Genomic DNA, 13,118 nt, shown 5'->3' with positions numbered 1-13,118 from the left:
AAAAATAAAAACTTTAAAATATAAACTATAACTTTGCTATAATTATATTTTATATTTTAGAGGTGTAAATGAATAAAATTTTATTACTAGCTGATGGGATTTTTGCTAAAGATTTTTTAAGGAAAATTCATAGCAATAAAACTTTTAAAGAATCTTTGAGTGTTGTTTATTATAATGATGAAAGTGTGGATTTGAATTTAGAAAATGAACAAATATCTTTTTATAAATTTGATCCTACAAGTTTGGTTAAACTAGAAAATTTATTAAAGGAAGAATTCCATCAAGCTATCATCTATATGCAAGAAGAAGCAGATATGTTAGCTTGCTATAAAAATTTAAGAAAATTACACCCAAGATTAAACATAGTTATCATGGATTTGTGGAATAGTCAAATTGATGATAATTTTTGCGAAGTGATTAATATTTATGATACTTTAAGCACGAGATTAACAGGTTGTTTAGATAATATGCCTTCTATGGCACAATTTATAGGGCTTGGACAAGGTGAGATAATGGAGGTAAAAATTCCTGCAGGATCAAGCTTTGCTTATAGACATATAAGTTCTATTAGCCAAAAACGCTTTAAAATTGTAATGGTTTATAGAAATAATGAATTTATCCTAGCAAGACCTGGGCTTATTTTAATGCCAAATGATAGTATTTTAATCGTAGGTGATCCTAAAGTTTTACAAAGTGTTTTTACTAATGTTAAAACAAGCTTAGGACGCTTTCCATCGCCTTTTGGTGATAATATACTTTGTATTATAGATATGAAAAAAATGAGTGAGTTTGCTATAGAAAAGCTTATTTTTGCAAGTTTACTTTTACATGTAAGGATTAATAGTAAAAAGCTTTATTTTAAAGTGATTAATCCTACTTTAACTCCTATGTATTATAAACTTAAAGCCTTGCATAAAAATAGCTCTGAAGTGATATTTGACTATGAAAGTACAAATGTAAAAAATATTAAGCCTTTTGTGGAAAATACTAGCATAGGTTTACTTGTAGTGGAAGATTATCTTTTTGAGAAAGAAAAAAGTTTTCTTTTTACTTTAAAAATTCCTGTGTTAAAAGCAGGTAAAGGGGATTTTGCTGACTTAAAATCATCGGTGGTTTTAAGCTCAAATTTTGAAGATGTGGAAGGTATTGCTTCTATTATGCTTGATTTAAATAAGCAAATCCAACTAGGGCTTGCTTTGTATTATTATGATTTAAAACTAAATAAAGCTGAAATTTTTGAGTACCATCAATATTTTGAAAGCCTTTCAAAACTCCATGATGAAAAATTACTTTTAATAGAGGAAAAAGAACATAACCCTATCAATAAATTTTCTTACAAACAAAATGTATTGCACTTTGTGCCATTTAATGAAAAAATTTTAGGAAGTAATTTCAATAAAATTTTAAAAACAGATTTAAATACGATATATTATAAGATGAGTAAAAATTATCAATTATTTATACCATCGCTGTGAGAAAACAATGCAAGTTAAGGTAAATTTAGAAAATAATACAAGTTATAATGTCTATATAAATGAGCTAGAAAAGTTAAATTTTGATACTAAAGTAGTGATTTTAACTAATGAATTAGTAGCAAAGCTGCATTTAGATACGCTTTTGGAAAAAATTCAAGCTAAAGAACTTTTTATCATAAAAATTAAAGATGGTGAAGAGTATAAAAATTTACAAACTATAGAATATATCTTAGATCAAATGTGTGCTTATAAGCTAGATAGAAAAAGCTTACTTATAAGCTTTGGTGGTGGGGTTATCTCTGATATGGGTGGTTTTGTAGCAAGTATATATCAAAGAGGGATAGAATTTATCAATATTCCCACAACCTTACTAGCTTGTGTGGATGCAAGTGTGGGTGGTAAAACTGGAGTGAATAATAAATTTGGCAAAAACTTAATAGGTACTTTTTATCAGCCAAAAGCAGTTTATTGTGAGAGTAAGTTTTTAAAAACGTTGCCTTCAAGAGAACTAGCTGCGGGCATGGCTGAATTTATCAAAATGGCTGTGGTTTTTGATAAGGAAATTTTATCTTTTTTAGAAAATTTGAACGAGGGTAAATTTTTAAATGCTAAATTAGATGATATTACCTTGGCTCAAATCATCAAAAAAAGCATAGAGCTTAAAGCTAGTGTGGTTTCACAAGATGAAAAAGAAAGCGGTTTAAGAATGCTTTTAAACTATGGACACACTTTTGCTCATGTTATAGAAAATCAAACAGGATATAAAAAATACTTACATGGTGAAGCTGTGGCTATAGGTATGAATATGGCAAATGTTTTAGCATTAAATTTAGGATTATTAAGTGAGAGAGAATGCCAAAGAGTGCAAAATTTACTTGTGAAATTTAAATTACCTATATCTTATAAAATTTCAAATATACAAGAGTTTTACAATGCCTTTTTCTTAGATAAAAAGACACATTTTCAAAAGATTAATTTTATTTTAGCTTGTGGTTTGGGAAAAGCTTGTATAAAAAATGATATAAACAAAGAAGATATTTTACGCACTTTAGAGGTGTTTGCATGAAAAAGATTTTTTTACTTTTATTTTTACCTTTTTTGATGCTTTTAGCGCAAGATGATATAGAACATTTAGAGCAAAAACTCAATGAATTGCATAATAATTTAACATATAATACTTGGGTGATTAAATATAATAATTTTAATATTTACAGAAAAACTCAAAATGAAATTTTAGCTTTAGAAAAAGAAAGCTTAAAGGCTAATGAGCGCAATAAAAGCATTATAGAAAGGCAAATTTTAATCTTAAAAGAAAGATTAGAGCTTTTAAGTGAGTATAAAAGTGCAAATTTTTCCAAGATGGTTTTAGCGCCTGAAGAAGTTGATAAAATAGATAAACTAACTAATCCTTTAGCCATCATTTCAGCATACTCACACATAAAAAAACTAAGACGTGATAAAGAAGAATATGTTAATCTCTTAAATAGTTTTAAGCAAACTTTAGATGAGCTTATAAAAGAAAATGTTTTAGTGGCTGAGATAGCTAAATTAGCCCCTAGTAAAGAACATGATGAATATTTAAAAATATCCAATCAAATGGTAAGAGATTTTTCACAAACCTTGCGTTTTGGAGAAATTTCTTATTCTGTGTATGAGAAAAAAATTCAAGAAGAAATTGAAAAAACAACAGCTTCTATTAAAATTCAAGGTGTAAGAGCTTTTAATATAGTTTTGGCTATTATTATCGTTGTAGCCATAGCGTTTTTACTCAAATTTATAGCTAGAAAATATATAGGCGATAATGATCGCTTTTATACAGCAAATAAAATCATTAATTTTATTAATATCAATGTGATTATTTTGATTTTACTTTTTGGATATATTGAAAATATCAGTTACTTAGTAACTGTGCTTGGTTTTGCTTCTGCTGGTTTGGCTATTGCTATGAAAGATATGTTTATGTCTATGCTTGGTTGGTGTGTGATAGTTTTTGGTGGAAGTTTTAGAGTGGGTGATAGGGTTAGAGTTTTTCAAAACAATACACATTATATCGGTGATATAATTGATATTTCGTTTTTAAGAATAACCTTATATGAAGATATTTCTTTGCTAACTTATACAGATAATAGAAGAAGTGGTAGGATAATTTTCATACCAAATAATTTTATATTTACCAATCTTATATCAAATTATACCCATCATGGTATGAAAACAGTTTGGGATGGACTTGATATTACTTTGACTTTTGATTCAAATCATCAAAAGGCCTTAGAAATAGTGGAAGAAATCGTTATAAAAGCTTCTAAAGGTTATACAAAAATTGCAAAAGAATCTATGAGTAAATTAAGAAATGAATACAGCATTAGAAATCCTAAAGTAGAGCCTAGGTTTTTTACATTTTTAGAAGGTTATGGCATGAGAATTTCTGCTTGGTATATGACAAATTCTTATGCGGCTTTGATTTTAAGAAGTAATATAAGCAAAGAAATCATTAATGAATTTAATAAGCATGATGATATAAAAATAGCTTATCCATCGCAAAATTTATATATGGCAAAACATGAATTTATAGAAAATAAGGAAGATATTTGAAAAAAAAGGTATATTTTAAAACTTTTGGTTGTAGAACTAATATTTATGATACGCAATTATTAAAAACTTATATTAAAGATCATATTGTTACACAAAATGAGCAAGAAGCTGATGTGATAGTGATAAATTCTTGTACTGTTACAAATGGTGCTGATAGCGGGCTTAGAAGCTATATTAATAGTGTAAAGAAAAATGGAGTTAAGGTTATACTTACAGGCTGTGGTGCTGTAAGCAAGGGAAAGGATTTTTTTGATAAAAAAGAAATTTTTGGAGTTTTAGGGGCTTCTAATAAAGATAAAATCAATGAGCTAATCTCGCAAGATAAAGCCTTTTATGAGCTTGGAAATTTACGCTTTATTGATACAAAAATCGTAAGTAATTATGAAAATCACACTAAAGCTTTTGTAAAAATTCAAGAAGGATGTGACTTTGCTTGTAGCTATTGCATAATCCCAAGTGTTAGGGGTAAATCAAGAAGTATGCCGAGTGAGGAAATAATAAAGCAAATCAAACTTCTTGCGCAAAATGGCTATAGTGAAGTGGTTTTAACGGGTACGAATATAGGAAGTTATGGTTTAAAAGATAAAACTACACTTGGAAAATTATTACAAGAAATAGGTAAGGTTCGTGGCATAAAAAGAGTAAGACTTGGGAGTTTGGAGCCTGCTCAAATTGATGAGAGTTTTAAAGAAATTTTAGATGAGCCTTGGCTTGAAAAGCATTTGCATATTGCCCTACAACATACCCATGAAAAAATGCTACGCATAATGCGTAGAAGATCGCATACGCAAAATGATTTAGCGCTGTTTAATGAGTTAAGTCAAAAAGGTTTTGCTTTAGGAACAGACTTTATTGTAGCGCACCCTGGAGAAAGTGAATTAATATGGCAAGAAGCTTTAGAAAATTTCAAGCAATTTAAACTTACGCATATTCATGCTTTTATTTTCTCACCGCGTGATGGAACGCATTCTGCTTCTATGAGTGAACGAATTAATGGTGAAATAGCCAAAGAAAGATTAAATATTTTAAAAGATATAGTCGCGCAAAATAATTATGAGTTTAGAAAAAATCAAAAAGATACTTTAGAAATTTTAGTTGAGAGTAAAAAAGATGGTTTTTATGAAGGCTATGATCAATTTTTTAATAAAATCAAAATTACAAGCAAAGAAGATATTGCTAAACAATGGATAAATATTGAAAAATATGAATGCAAAGAAGATTGTAATTATGTAAGGTTAGGGGATGAAAAATAAAAAGATTATCTTAGCTTCATTTTTATTGCTTTGTATTTTTGTAATAGTTGCGTTTATAAAAAATCAACCTGATTATATTAGCAAGTCTGCTTATGAAGAGCTTTTAGAGCAAAATTTAATCCAAAAAGCCATAGTAGAAAATAATGAAATATTATTAAAAAGCAAAGAAGGAAATTTTTTAATTGCTAAAGATGTAGTGGATTTAAATGCTTTGTGGCAAAAAATTCCTTTAGAATATGCTAAAGATTATAATTTAAGTGAGTTTTTTTTCATATTTATTTTGCTTGTTTTTCTTATAAGTTTTTTACTCTTTCTTAATAAAAAAAATAAAGATAGACAAAATTTACTTTCTTTAGAAAAAAATATTTTAGAAAAAAATGAACAAAATAACACCATACAAGATGTAGTAAGTGAAGTTAAATTTAAAGATGTAGCAGGGGTTGATGAGGCTAAGGTAGAGCTTTTAGAAATCGTTGATTTTTTAAAAAATCCTCAAAAATATAAAGATTTTGGCGTAAAAATGCCAAAAGGGGTTTTACTAGTAGGCCCTCCTGGAGTAGGTAAAACCTTGATAGCAAAAGCAGTAGCGGGTGAGGCTGGGGTGCCATTTTTTTATCAAAGTGGGGCTAGTTTTGTAGAAATTTATGTAGGTATGGGCGCAAAAAGAGTAAGAGAGCTTTTTTTAAAAGCTAAATCAAAAGCTCCAAGTATCATTTTTATAGATGAAATTGACGCAGTTGGTAAAAGTAGGGGGGATTTTTCTAATGTAGAAAGAGATAATACCCTAAATCAACTTTTAACTCAAATGGATGGATTTGAAGATAATAGTGGTGTTATAGTGATGGCCGCTACAAATAAAATCGATCTTATGGATAATGCGTTATTAAGGTCAGGTCGTTTTGATAGAAGAATTTTTATATCTTTACCTGATTTTAAAGATAGAATGCATATTTTACAAAATTATATGAAAGAGAAAAAATCTAGTGTAGATTTAGAAAAAATTGCAAAAGCTAGTGTGGGTTTTAGTGGAGCAGCTTTAGAGACTTTAGTTAATGAAGCGGCTATTAATGCTATAAGAAGAAAATCAGATTTAATAGAAGAAAATGATTTTTTTGCAGTGCTTAATAAAGTTTTAATGGGTAAAAAAAAGATTTTCTCTCTAAGTGATAAGGAAAGAAAAATTCAAGCCACATACCAAGCAGCTAAAGCTTTGTGTGCTTTTTATTTTGATGTTAAATTTGAAAAAATTACCTTAATTGAAGATAGATTTAAAGAGTATGAAAATACCATCAAATCAAAATCAGAATTATTAAATAAAATAAAAGTTTTTCTAGCAGGCTCAGTTGCTATGGAGCTTATTTTTAATGAAAGCTATACTAATGCACAAAGTGATCTTTTAAAGGTTAAAGAATTGCTTACTTTCATGGAAACTTTTGCTATGGCAAATGAGGGTTTATTGCAAGAGCAAAAGCAAGAAGTGAAAGAATTTTTAGAATTAATGAAGGAAAAAGTTGTGAGATTAGCTAGCATTCTTTTAGAAAATGAAAAAATAGAAAAACAAGATGTAGAAAAAATCATAATGGAGTAAAAATGGTAAAAATAGGAATTTTAGTACTTTCAGATAGGGCAAGCAGTGGAATTTATGAAGATAAATCTGGAGTAGAGATAGAAAAAATTTTAGATTCTTATATAAAAAGTGAAAAAAGTTTTTATTATGAGCTAATTCCTGATGAGTATGATTTAATTATAGAAAAATTAGCTTATTTGGCTGATGAAGTAAAATGTGATTTGATTTTTACTACAGGGGGTACGGGGCCTGCTTTGCGTGATGTGACACCAGAAGCAACACAAGCAGTGTGTGATAAAATGCTACCAGGTTTTGGGGAGTTAATGCGTGCAAAAAGCTTAGAATATGTACCAACAGCTATACTTTCAAGACAAAGCGCGGGTATAAAAGGAAAATCATTGATTATCAACTTACCGGGTAATCCAAAAGCTATAAGAGAATGCATTGAGCCTATATTTCCTGCTATTCCTTATTGTGTGGATTTGATAGGTGGAGCTTATATTGAAAACAATGAAGAGGTAATTTCTGTATTTAGGCCAAAGAAAAAGTAAGTCTAACTAGACTTACTTTGAGGTTACGTATCCTTGTGATAAAAGTGCGTTCATACCGCCTTTTAAATTAGTAACTTCTATGCCATTTTGATCTAGTAAAGCAGAAGCTTTAGCACTTCTTGAGCCACTTCTACAAACTATAGCGATAGGTTTGTTACTTGAAATCTTTTTAATTTCCTCAACGAAATTTTTATTTACACTGCCATCTTCATTGTAAAAGCTAATTTTAATGGCATTTTTTATAGTACCAGTTTGTGCCCATTCGCTAGGTTTTCTAACATCAATTACTTGATAATTTTCCAAAATATCCGCATTAATATCGATATTTTTCACTTCTGCTAAAACAAAACTAGCACAAAGTGCTAAAGATAAAAATATTTTTTTCATAATCAACCTTCTTTTTTTGTAGCTTCATAACCTTGTGATAAAAGCGCTACCATGCCACCATCTAGATTAGTACATTCTATACCTAGAGCATCTTCTATCATCATAGCAGTATGTTTGCTTCTTGAGCCTGTAGCACATACAAAGGCTATGTTTTTATTTTGATAATCTACTTTTTCTTTAAATTCTTGGATGAAATTTTCATTCATAAAGCCATTATCATCGCAAAGTGCGATGAGTATAGCTTCTTTTATAACCCCGCTTTTCCATTCGCCAGGAGTTCTTACATCTACAATGCAAAATTCGTGCAAAATATCTTTAGAAATAGCTATATTTTTCATTTTTCTAAAGCCTTAGAAACGATTTTGCTTAAGGCATTGTTAAATTCGCTAGGGTTATCTATACCCATACCTTCACTAAGTTTAGCCATATTTAAAAGAATATGTGCCATTTCATTAGCTAAGGTATCATTTTCTTTTAAGGCTTTTAAAATTTCATGATTAGGATTGATTTCAAGTATAGGTTTAACTTGCTGTTCTTGCCCCATTTGTTTAAGAATTTGTTGCATAGCAAAATCAGGTTTATTTTGATCATAAACAATACAACTTGGACTATTTGAAAGTCTTTGGCTAAGTTTTACCTCTTCAACTTCATCTTTTAAAACTTCTTTTATTTTAATGAGCAAGCTTGCAAATTCAGCCTTTTGTTCTTCGCTAGTTTCTTCACTAGCTAGATGGTTAATAGCACTAAATTTTAAACCTTCAAATTCATTCATCATAGGCATAACTATGGTGTCAATTTCCTCATCAAGCAATAAAACATTGATATTTTTTTGTTTATAACTTTCAAGAAGAGGAGAATTTCTTAAAAGTTTTTCATTTTTTCCACTAATATAAAAAATTTCATTTTGTCCTTCAGCTAAGTTTTGTTTATACTCTTCAAGATCAATTAATTCTTCTTTATTTGAGTTTTTAAAGTATAAAAGCCTAGCTATAGCGTCTTTATTTTCGCCAAAACCGTATAAACCTTCTTTTAAAACTTTTCCAAAATTCTCATGGAATTTAAGATAGTTTTCTTTATCTTTTTCTTTGAATTTTTTAAGTTCAGCTAAGATTTTTTTAACACTTGCTTCTTGAACGCTTTTTAAAATTTTATTTTCCTGTAAAATTTCACGACTTACATTAAGCGGTAAATCTTCTACATCAATAATCCCGCGCACAAATCTTAAATAAGTTGGTAATAATTCTTTATCATCATCGCTTATAAAAACTCTTTTAACATAAAGTTTTAAACCACTTTTATAATCTACTCTATATAAATCAAATGGAGCTTGTGCTGGTATAAAGAATAAAGAATTATACTCTATAGAACCTTCAGCTTTTGTGTGGATATAAAGCATAGGTTTGTTTGAATCATGGAAATTTTGTTCATAAAATCTTTCATAATCTTCAGCTTTTAAGCTTGCTTTATTTTGTCTCCATAAAGCACTTGCTGTGTTAATTTGAGTGTTTTTTAATTCTTTTTTAGGTTCTTTTTCACCTTCTTCTAGTGGCAAATATTCTTCTTTTTCCATAAAAATAGGAAATTGTATGTGGTTTGAGTATTTTTCTACTATACTTTCAATGCGGTATGAGTTTAAAAATTCTTCATCTTTTAAATGTAAGGTTATGCAAGTGCCTTGCTCATCTTTATTTGCATCTTCTATTTCATAACCACTAGCATCAGAAGTCCAAAGATAAGCTTTATCATCTAATGCCTTTTTGCTTAAAACCTCTATTTTAGAAGCCACCATAAAAGCAGAGTAAAAGCCTACACCAAATTGTCCTATAAGTTGTGAGTCTTTTTTAGCATCACCACTTAAGTTTTCTAAAAAGCTTTTTGTACCACTTTTAGCAATGGTTCCAAGATGATTGATCAAATCTTCTTTATTCATACCTATACCATTATCACTTATGGTTAGGGTTTTTGCTTCTTGATTGAAGTTGATTTGAATTTTTGGTTCAAATTTTAAATTTTTATAAGCATCATCACTCACGCTTAGATAACTAAGTTTATCAAGTGCGTCGCTTGCGTTAGAAATAAGCTCTCTTAAAAAAATTTCTTTGTTTGAATACAAAGAATGAATCATAAGTTGTAAAAGTTGATTAACTTCAGTTTGAAATTGCATTTATATCTCCTTTATTTAAAAATTAAAAAACCAATCCATACTGCCAAAAGACAAAGGATAACATTTAAAATAATATTTAGAAAAAAGTGAAAATAATCACCACTTTGCAAAAATAGCAAATTTTCATAAGAAAAAGTTGAAAAAGTCGTAAAAGCACTTAAAAAACCTGTGCTAATTAAACTTTTAGTAAAAATATGCACACCTTTAGAGTTTGCATAAGAAAAAAACAAGCCCATTAAAAAAGATCCTATGATATTAACAAGTAAAGTACCATAGGGGAAATCATGTGGAATGATTTTATTAAAAAAGCTACTAGTAAGCATTCTAGATATAGCCCCTAAAAAGCCACCAAAACCTACAGCCAAAATTGTGCTAATCAAGCTTTTGACCTTTCATTATCTAAGATTGTTTGCATTTTTTCTCTAGTTTGCTCAAGCCAATCATCTTTACTTATATCAACAAGATCAAGAAATACTACTTTTAAAACGCCACTCTTTGCGCTAAAGTTTTGCGTGTCTAAAATTTTAGCTGAATCAACAATTACCACAGGTTGGACTTTTAGATTAAGTTTTTCACTTAAAATTTTAGCTCCAACTTTAAATTTTAAAAGTTTTTGTGTTTTAGATCTTGTACCTTCTGGAAAAATAGCCAAAATTCTATCTTCTTTTAGTCTTTCTTTGGCTTCTTTTAAAAGTTTTACTAGACCTTTTGGACTTCTATCTATACAAATAATTTTAGGTTTTTTAATCAAAGTTTTAAAAACGGGGAGTTCACCAAGTTCTTTTTTTGCTATCCAAGATATATTTTTTGGACATAGATCTTCCAAAACAACTATGTCTAACAAGCTTTGGTGATTGATTAAAAGTAAATTAGCTTGAGGGTGTATAGAACCTTGAGTTTGGATTTTATAATTTATTACATATTTTTGCAATTTTGACCATGCTTTTCTGATTTTCCAAATTTTTTCTTGTGATTGTAATAATAAAAAGGCAATGCATAAAAATATAATAGAAAAAATAAATTCAATCCAAAATACTAAAGCTTTAAATCTTTGATAAATCTTCACTTTTTACCCAGCCTATTTTTCCATTATTAAATAAAATTTTTTTATATTCATCTCTTGAATCTAACACTTCTACTTCTTGGTTATATTTTCCAGAATAAAAATGAGTTGAGTTAAGAGTTGGTAAAATTTGCACTTTGCTTTCAGCCTTTAATATGGCTTTGTATATGTTATTTTGGGCTAAAAAACTTGCTATTAGAGCCAAAATTGCTAAGCCTAAAGCTACATAGCTTTTCTTAAATACAAACCATAAAGCAAAAATACCACACAAGCTCCACAAAAATACTTGTTTGTAAAAATTAAAGTCATTAGTTTTTGGATTTAAATCACTTTGTGTGCTTATGCTATCTTCTTTAAGTTCTATTTTTAAAGAAAAATCTTTTAATTCTTTAGAATTTAAATTAAAATAAGAAAAATCAAAGCGTGTTTTGCTTTTATCTAAAATAGCATAATAAAACCCGCTTTGTTTTTCAAAATCGCCTTTAATAGCCTCTACGCCTTGTTTTTGAATATCTTTTATATTAAAACTTGCTAGGTTTGTGTTTTCTCCTGCAAGTTCTATAAATAAAATCATATTATCATTGTCAAAATGGCTTGCTTTTACTTGTTTTACTTCTAAATTACTTGCAACTATGTGTGAGTATTTGTTAGAAGGAGCGTCGATTTTTTTAAGTCTAATAGGTTTTATAATTAGTGATGAGCTTTGAAAAATATGATCATTTCTGCTTAAAGAAACGATGATTTTATTTAAATTAGCATTTAAACTTTTTGCTTCAAACCATAATTTTGTGTGATATGAATTAGCCTTTTGCTCCCAAATAGGATTAGGATTAATCCAAAGCATATCGTCATTTTTTTCAAAACTCACATTTAAATCAAAACTTACATTAGTTGTGGTGATAACCTCAAGATCTATAGCAAAAGCTTCATCTATGTAAGCTTCATCAGTGTATTCTTTTGCGTTTAATACTAAAGAACCTTGAGGAATAAAATTTTCATCATTGATTTTACTTTCATAATTACTCTCATCACTTGGAGCGATAGTTTGATAAATTTGCTTAGCTTGATCGTCTAATTGATTGTAATTTTTTTCTAGGGTGTTATAATCTTCAAAAACGCTATTTTCTTGAGCATATAAATTAAACGCTAGTAAAAAAACACAAAAAACTTTGAAGGTTTTTAGCAATTTAAAAATCCTTCAAACATTTTAAGTCCTACTTTTGAGCCAAGTATATCATCACACATTCTTTCAGGGTGTGGCATAAGTCCAAAAACTTTTTTATTCTCATCACAAATTCCAGCTATATCGTTTAAGGAGCCATTTGGATTATTGATATATCTTAATAAAATCATATCTTTATCTTCTAGCATTTTAATACCATCTTCGCTATTAAAATAATTTCCTTCTCCGTGAGCAATAGGCAATTCTATAATGTCATTTTTTTGGAAATTTTTCAAAAAAGCATTATTGTTTGATACTACTTGCAATGCTTGCATTTTAGAAATAAAACTTAAGCTATTATTATGTTTCATAGCTCCCTTTAAAAGACCAAGTTCTAATAAAATTTGAAAACCATTGCAAATACCTAGGACATATCCACCTTTTTGTACATGTTCTTTAAGTGTTTTCATAGCAGGAGCAAGTTTTGCAATGGCTGCACATCTTAAATAATCTCCATAAGAAAATCCACCTGGTAAAACAATTAAATCTGCGCTAAAATCTTGTCTTTCATGCCAAATGATTTCAGTTTTTACACCTAGTTTTTCAAAAGCATAAGCTGTATCAAACTCGCAATTAGTTCCGGGAAAACGAATAATAGCTACTTTCATAATATTATCTCATAATCTTCTATCACAGTATTTGCAAGCAATTCTTTACACATTAAATCAACATGTTTTAAAGCTTCTTCTTTATTATTACAAGCTATATCAAAACTAATTTGTTTTGAGGTTTTAACATTTGATATGTTATTAAAATCTAAAGAATGCAAAGCCTTTTCTATGGCTTTGCCTTGAGGATCTAAAACCCCATTTTTTAGTGTGATATTTACAGTTACTTTCATTAT

14 protein-coding genes are annotated in these 13,118 nt (G+C 28.7%); 6 read left to right on the top strand and 8 right to left on the bottom strand.

All coding sequences use genetic code 11. The features are described from left to right. Positions 1–68 precede the first annotated feature (68 nt). Genes L8X36_RS02045 through mog form a run of 6 tightly spaced genes read left to right on the top strand, consistent with a single transcriptional unit; the run spans position 69 to position 7,438 of the window. The gene (locus tag L8X36_RS02045; protein WP_263682309.1) at positions 69–1,475 is read left to right on the top strand and encodes a COG3400 family protein; all 1,407 of its coding nucleotides are present in this window, start codon (positions 69–71) and stop codon (positions 1,473–1,475) included. A gap of 7 nt (positions 1,476–1,482) precedes the next feature. Then, positions 1,483–2,541, top strand: a complete 1,059-nt coding sequence (aroB, locus tag L8X36_RS02040; protein WP_263682308.1) for a 3-dehydroquinate synthase — start codon at positions 1,483–1,485, stop codon at positions 2,539–2,541. Then, positions 2,538–4,067, top strand: a complete 1,530-nt coding sequence (locus L8X36_RS02035) for a mechanosensitive ion channel family protein (protein ID WP_318530084.1) — start codon at positions 2,538–2,540, stop codon at positions 4,065–4,067. Before aroB ends, L8X36_RS02035 begins: the two co-directional genes overlap by 4 nt. Beyond that, positions 4,064–5,320 carry a tRNA (N(6)-L-threonylcarbamoyladenosine(37)-C(2))-methylthiotransferase MtaB gene (mtaB, locus tag L8X36_RS02030; protein ID WP_263682307.1) on the top strand — a complete coding sequence of 419 codons (1,257 nt, stop codon included), beginning with the start codon at positions 4,064–4,066 and terminating at the stop codon, positions 5,318–5,320. The genes L8X36_RS02035 and mtaB overlap by 4 nt, the downstream gene beginning before the upstream one ends. Then, entirely contained in the window at positions 5,310–6,908 is a 1,599-nt protein-coding gene (locus L8X36_RS02025) for an AAA family ATPase (RefSeq protein WP_263682306.1), read from the top strand. Before mtaB ends, L8X36_RS02025 begins: the two co-directional genes overlap by 11 nt. Before the next feature lie 2 nt (positions 6,909–6,910). Beyond that, positions 6,911–7,438: a molybdopterin adenylyltransferase gene (mog, locus tag L8X36_RS02020; RefSeq protein ID WP_263682305.1), complete on the top strand. Its 528-nt coding sequence runs from the start codon at positions 6,911–6,913 to the stop codon at positions 7,436–7,438. Positions 7,439–7,450: 12 nt separating this feature from the next. Here mog and L8X36_RS02015 read toward each other — a convergent pair whose 3' ends face one another. From L8X36_RS02015 to purS, 8 genes are read right to left on the bottom strand one after another with little or no spacing between them, the layout of a single operon-like run. Next, positions 7,451–7,825 (bottom strand): rhodanese-like domain-containing protein, encoded by a 375-nt coding sequence (locus tag L8X36_RS02015; protein WP_263682304.1) that lies wholly within the window; start codon positions 7,823–7,825, stop codon positions 7,451–7,453. Positions 7,826–7,827: 2 nt separating this feature from the next. Further along, complete coding sequence (locus tag L8X36_RS02010) at positions 7,828–8,163, bottom strand: rhodanese-like domain-containing protein (RefSeq protein ID WP_263682303.1); 336 nt, start codon at positions 8,161–8,163, stop codon at positions 7,828–7,830. Continuing rightward, on the bottom strand, positions 8,160–9,989 hold the full coding sequence (htpG, locus tag L8X36_RS02005; RefSeq protein WP_263682302.1) for a molecular chaperone HtpG: 1,830 nt from the start codon (positions 9,987–9,989) through the stop codon (positions 8,160–8,162). The genes L8X36_RS02010 and htpG overlap by 4 nt, the downstream gene beginning before the upstream one ends. 11 nt (positions 9,990–10,000) lie before the next feature. Further along, on the bottom strand, positions 10,001–10,369 hold the full coding sequence (crcB, locus tag L8X36_RS02000) for a fluoride efflux transporter CrcB (protein ID WP_039625961.1): 369 nt from the start codon (positions 10,367–10,369) through the stop codon (positions 10,001–10,003). Next, on the bottom strand, positions 10,366–11,055 hold the full coding sequence (locus L8X36_RS01995) for a lysophospholipid acyltransferase family protein (protein WP_263679374.1): 690 nt from the start codon (positions 11,053–11,055) through the stop codon (positions 10,366–10,368). Before L8X36_RS01995 ends, crcB begins: the two co-directional genes overlap by 4 nt. Beyond that, positions 11,033–12,238, bottom strand: a complete 1,206-nt coding sequence (locus L8X36_RS01990; protein WP_263663359.1) for an SH3 domain-containing protein — start codon at positions 12,236–12,238, stop codon at positions 11,033–11,035. The genes L8X36_RS01995 and L8X36_RS01990 overlap by 23 nt, the downstream gene beginning before the upstream one ends. Next, positions 12,232–12,882 carry a phosphoribosylformylglycinamidine synthase subunit PurQ gene (gene purQ, locus L8X36_RS01985; protein WP_257396888.1) on the bottom strand — a complete coding sequence of 217 codons (651 nt, stop codon included), beginning with the start codon at positions 12,880–12,882 and terminating at the stop codon, positions 12,232–12,234. The genes L8X36_RS01990 and purQ overlap by 7 nt, the downstream gene beginning before the upstream one ends. Continuing rightward, positions 12,879–13,115, bottom strand: a complete 237-nt coding sequence (gene purS / locus L8X36_RS01980) for a phosphoribosylformylglycinamidine synthase subunit PurS (protein WP_263682301.1) — start codon at positions 13,113–13,115, stop codon at positions 12,879–12,881. Before purS ends, purQ begins: the two co-directional genes overlap by 4 nt. Between the last annotated feature and the right edge of the window lie 3 nt (positions 13,116–13,118).

Source organism: Campylobacter sp. CNRCH_2014_0184h, from assembly GCF_025772985.1.
In the GTDB taxonomy this organism is placed as follows: domain Bacteria; phylum Campylobacterota; class Campylobacteria; order Campylobacterales; family Campylobacteraceae; genus Campylobacter_D.
This window is presented reverse-complemented; position numbering and strand designations above follow the sequence as displayed.

What these genes read in the sequence shown, in the direction of transcription:
- L8X36_RS02045 (WP_263682309.1), top strand. Translation starts at nt 69, where the DNA reads ATGAATAAAATTTTATTACTAGCTGATGGGATTTTTGCTAAAGATTTT.
- aroB (WP_263682308.1), top strand. Translation starts at nt 1,483, where the DNA reads ATGCAAGTTAAGGTAAATTTAGAAAATAATACAAGTTATAATGTCTAT.
- L8X36_RS02035 (WP_318530084.1), top strand. Translation starts at nt 2,538, where the DNA reads ATGAAAAAGATTTTTTTACTTTTATTTTTACCTTTTTTGATGCTTTTA.
- L8X36_RS02025 (WP_263682306.1), top strand. Translation starts at nt 5,310, where the DNA reads ATGAAAAATAAAAAGATTATCTTAGCTTCATTTTTATTGCTTTGTATT.
- mog (WP_263682305.1), top strand. Translation starts at nt 6,911, where the DNA reads ATGGTAAAAATAGGAATTTTAGTACTTTCAGATAGGGCAAGCAGTGGA.
- L8X36_RS02015 (WP_263682304.1), bottom strand. Translation starts at nt 7,825, where the DNA reads ATGAAAAAAATATTTTTATCTTTAGCACTTTGTGCTAGTTTTGTTTTA.
- L8X36_RS02010 (WP_263682303.1), bottom strand. Translation starts at nt 8,163, where the DNA reads ATGAAAAATATAGCTATTTCTAAAGATATTTTGCACGAATTTTGCATT.
- htpG (WP_263682302.1), bottom strand. Translation starts at nt 9,989, where the DNA reads ATGCAATTTCAAACTGAAGTTAATCAACTTTTACAACTTATGATTCAT.
- purQ (WP_257396888.1), bottom strand. Translation starts at nt 12,882, where the DNA reads ATGAAAGTAGCTATTATTCGTTTTCCCGGAACTAATTGCGAGTTTGAT.
- purS (WP_263682301.1), bottom strand. Translation starts at nt 13,115, where the DNA reads ATGAAAGTAACTGTAAATATCACACTAAAAAATGGGGTTTTAGATCCT.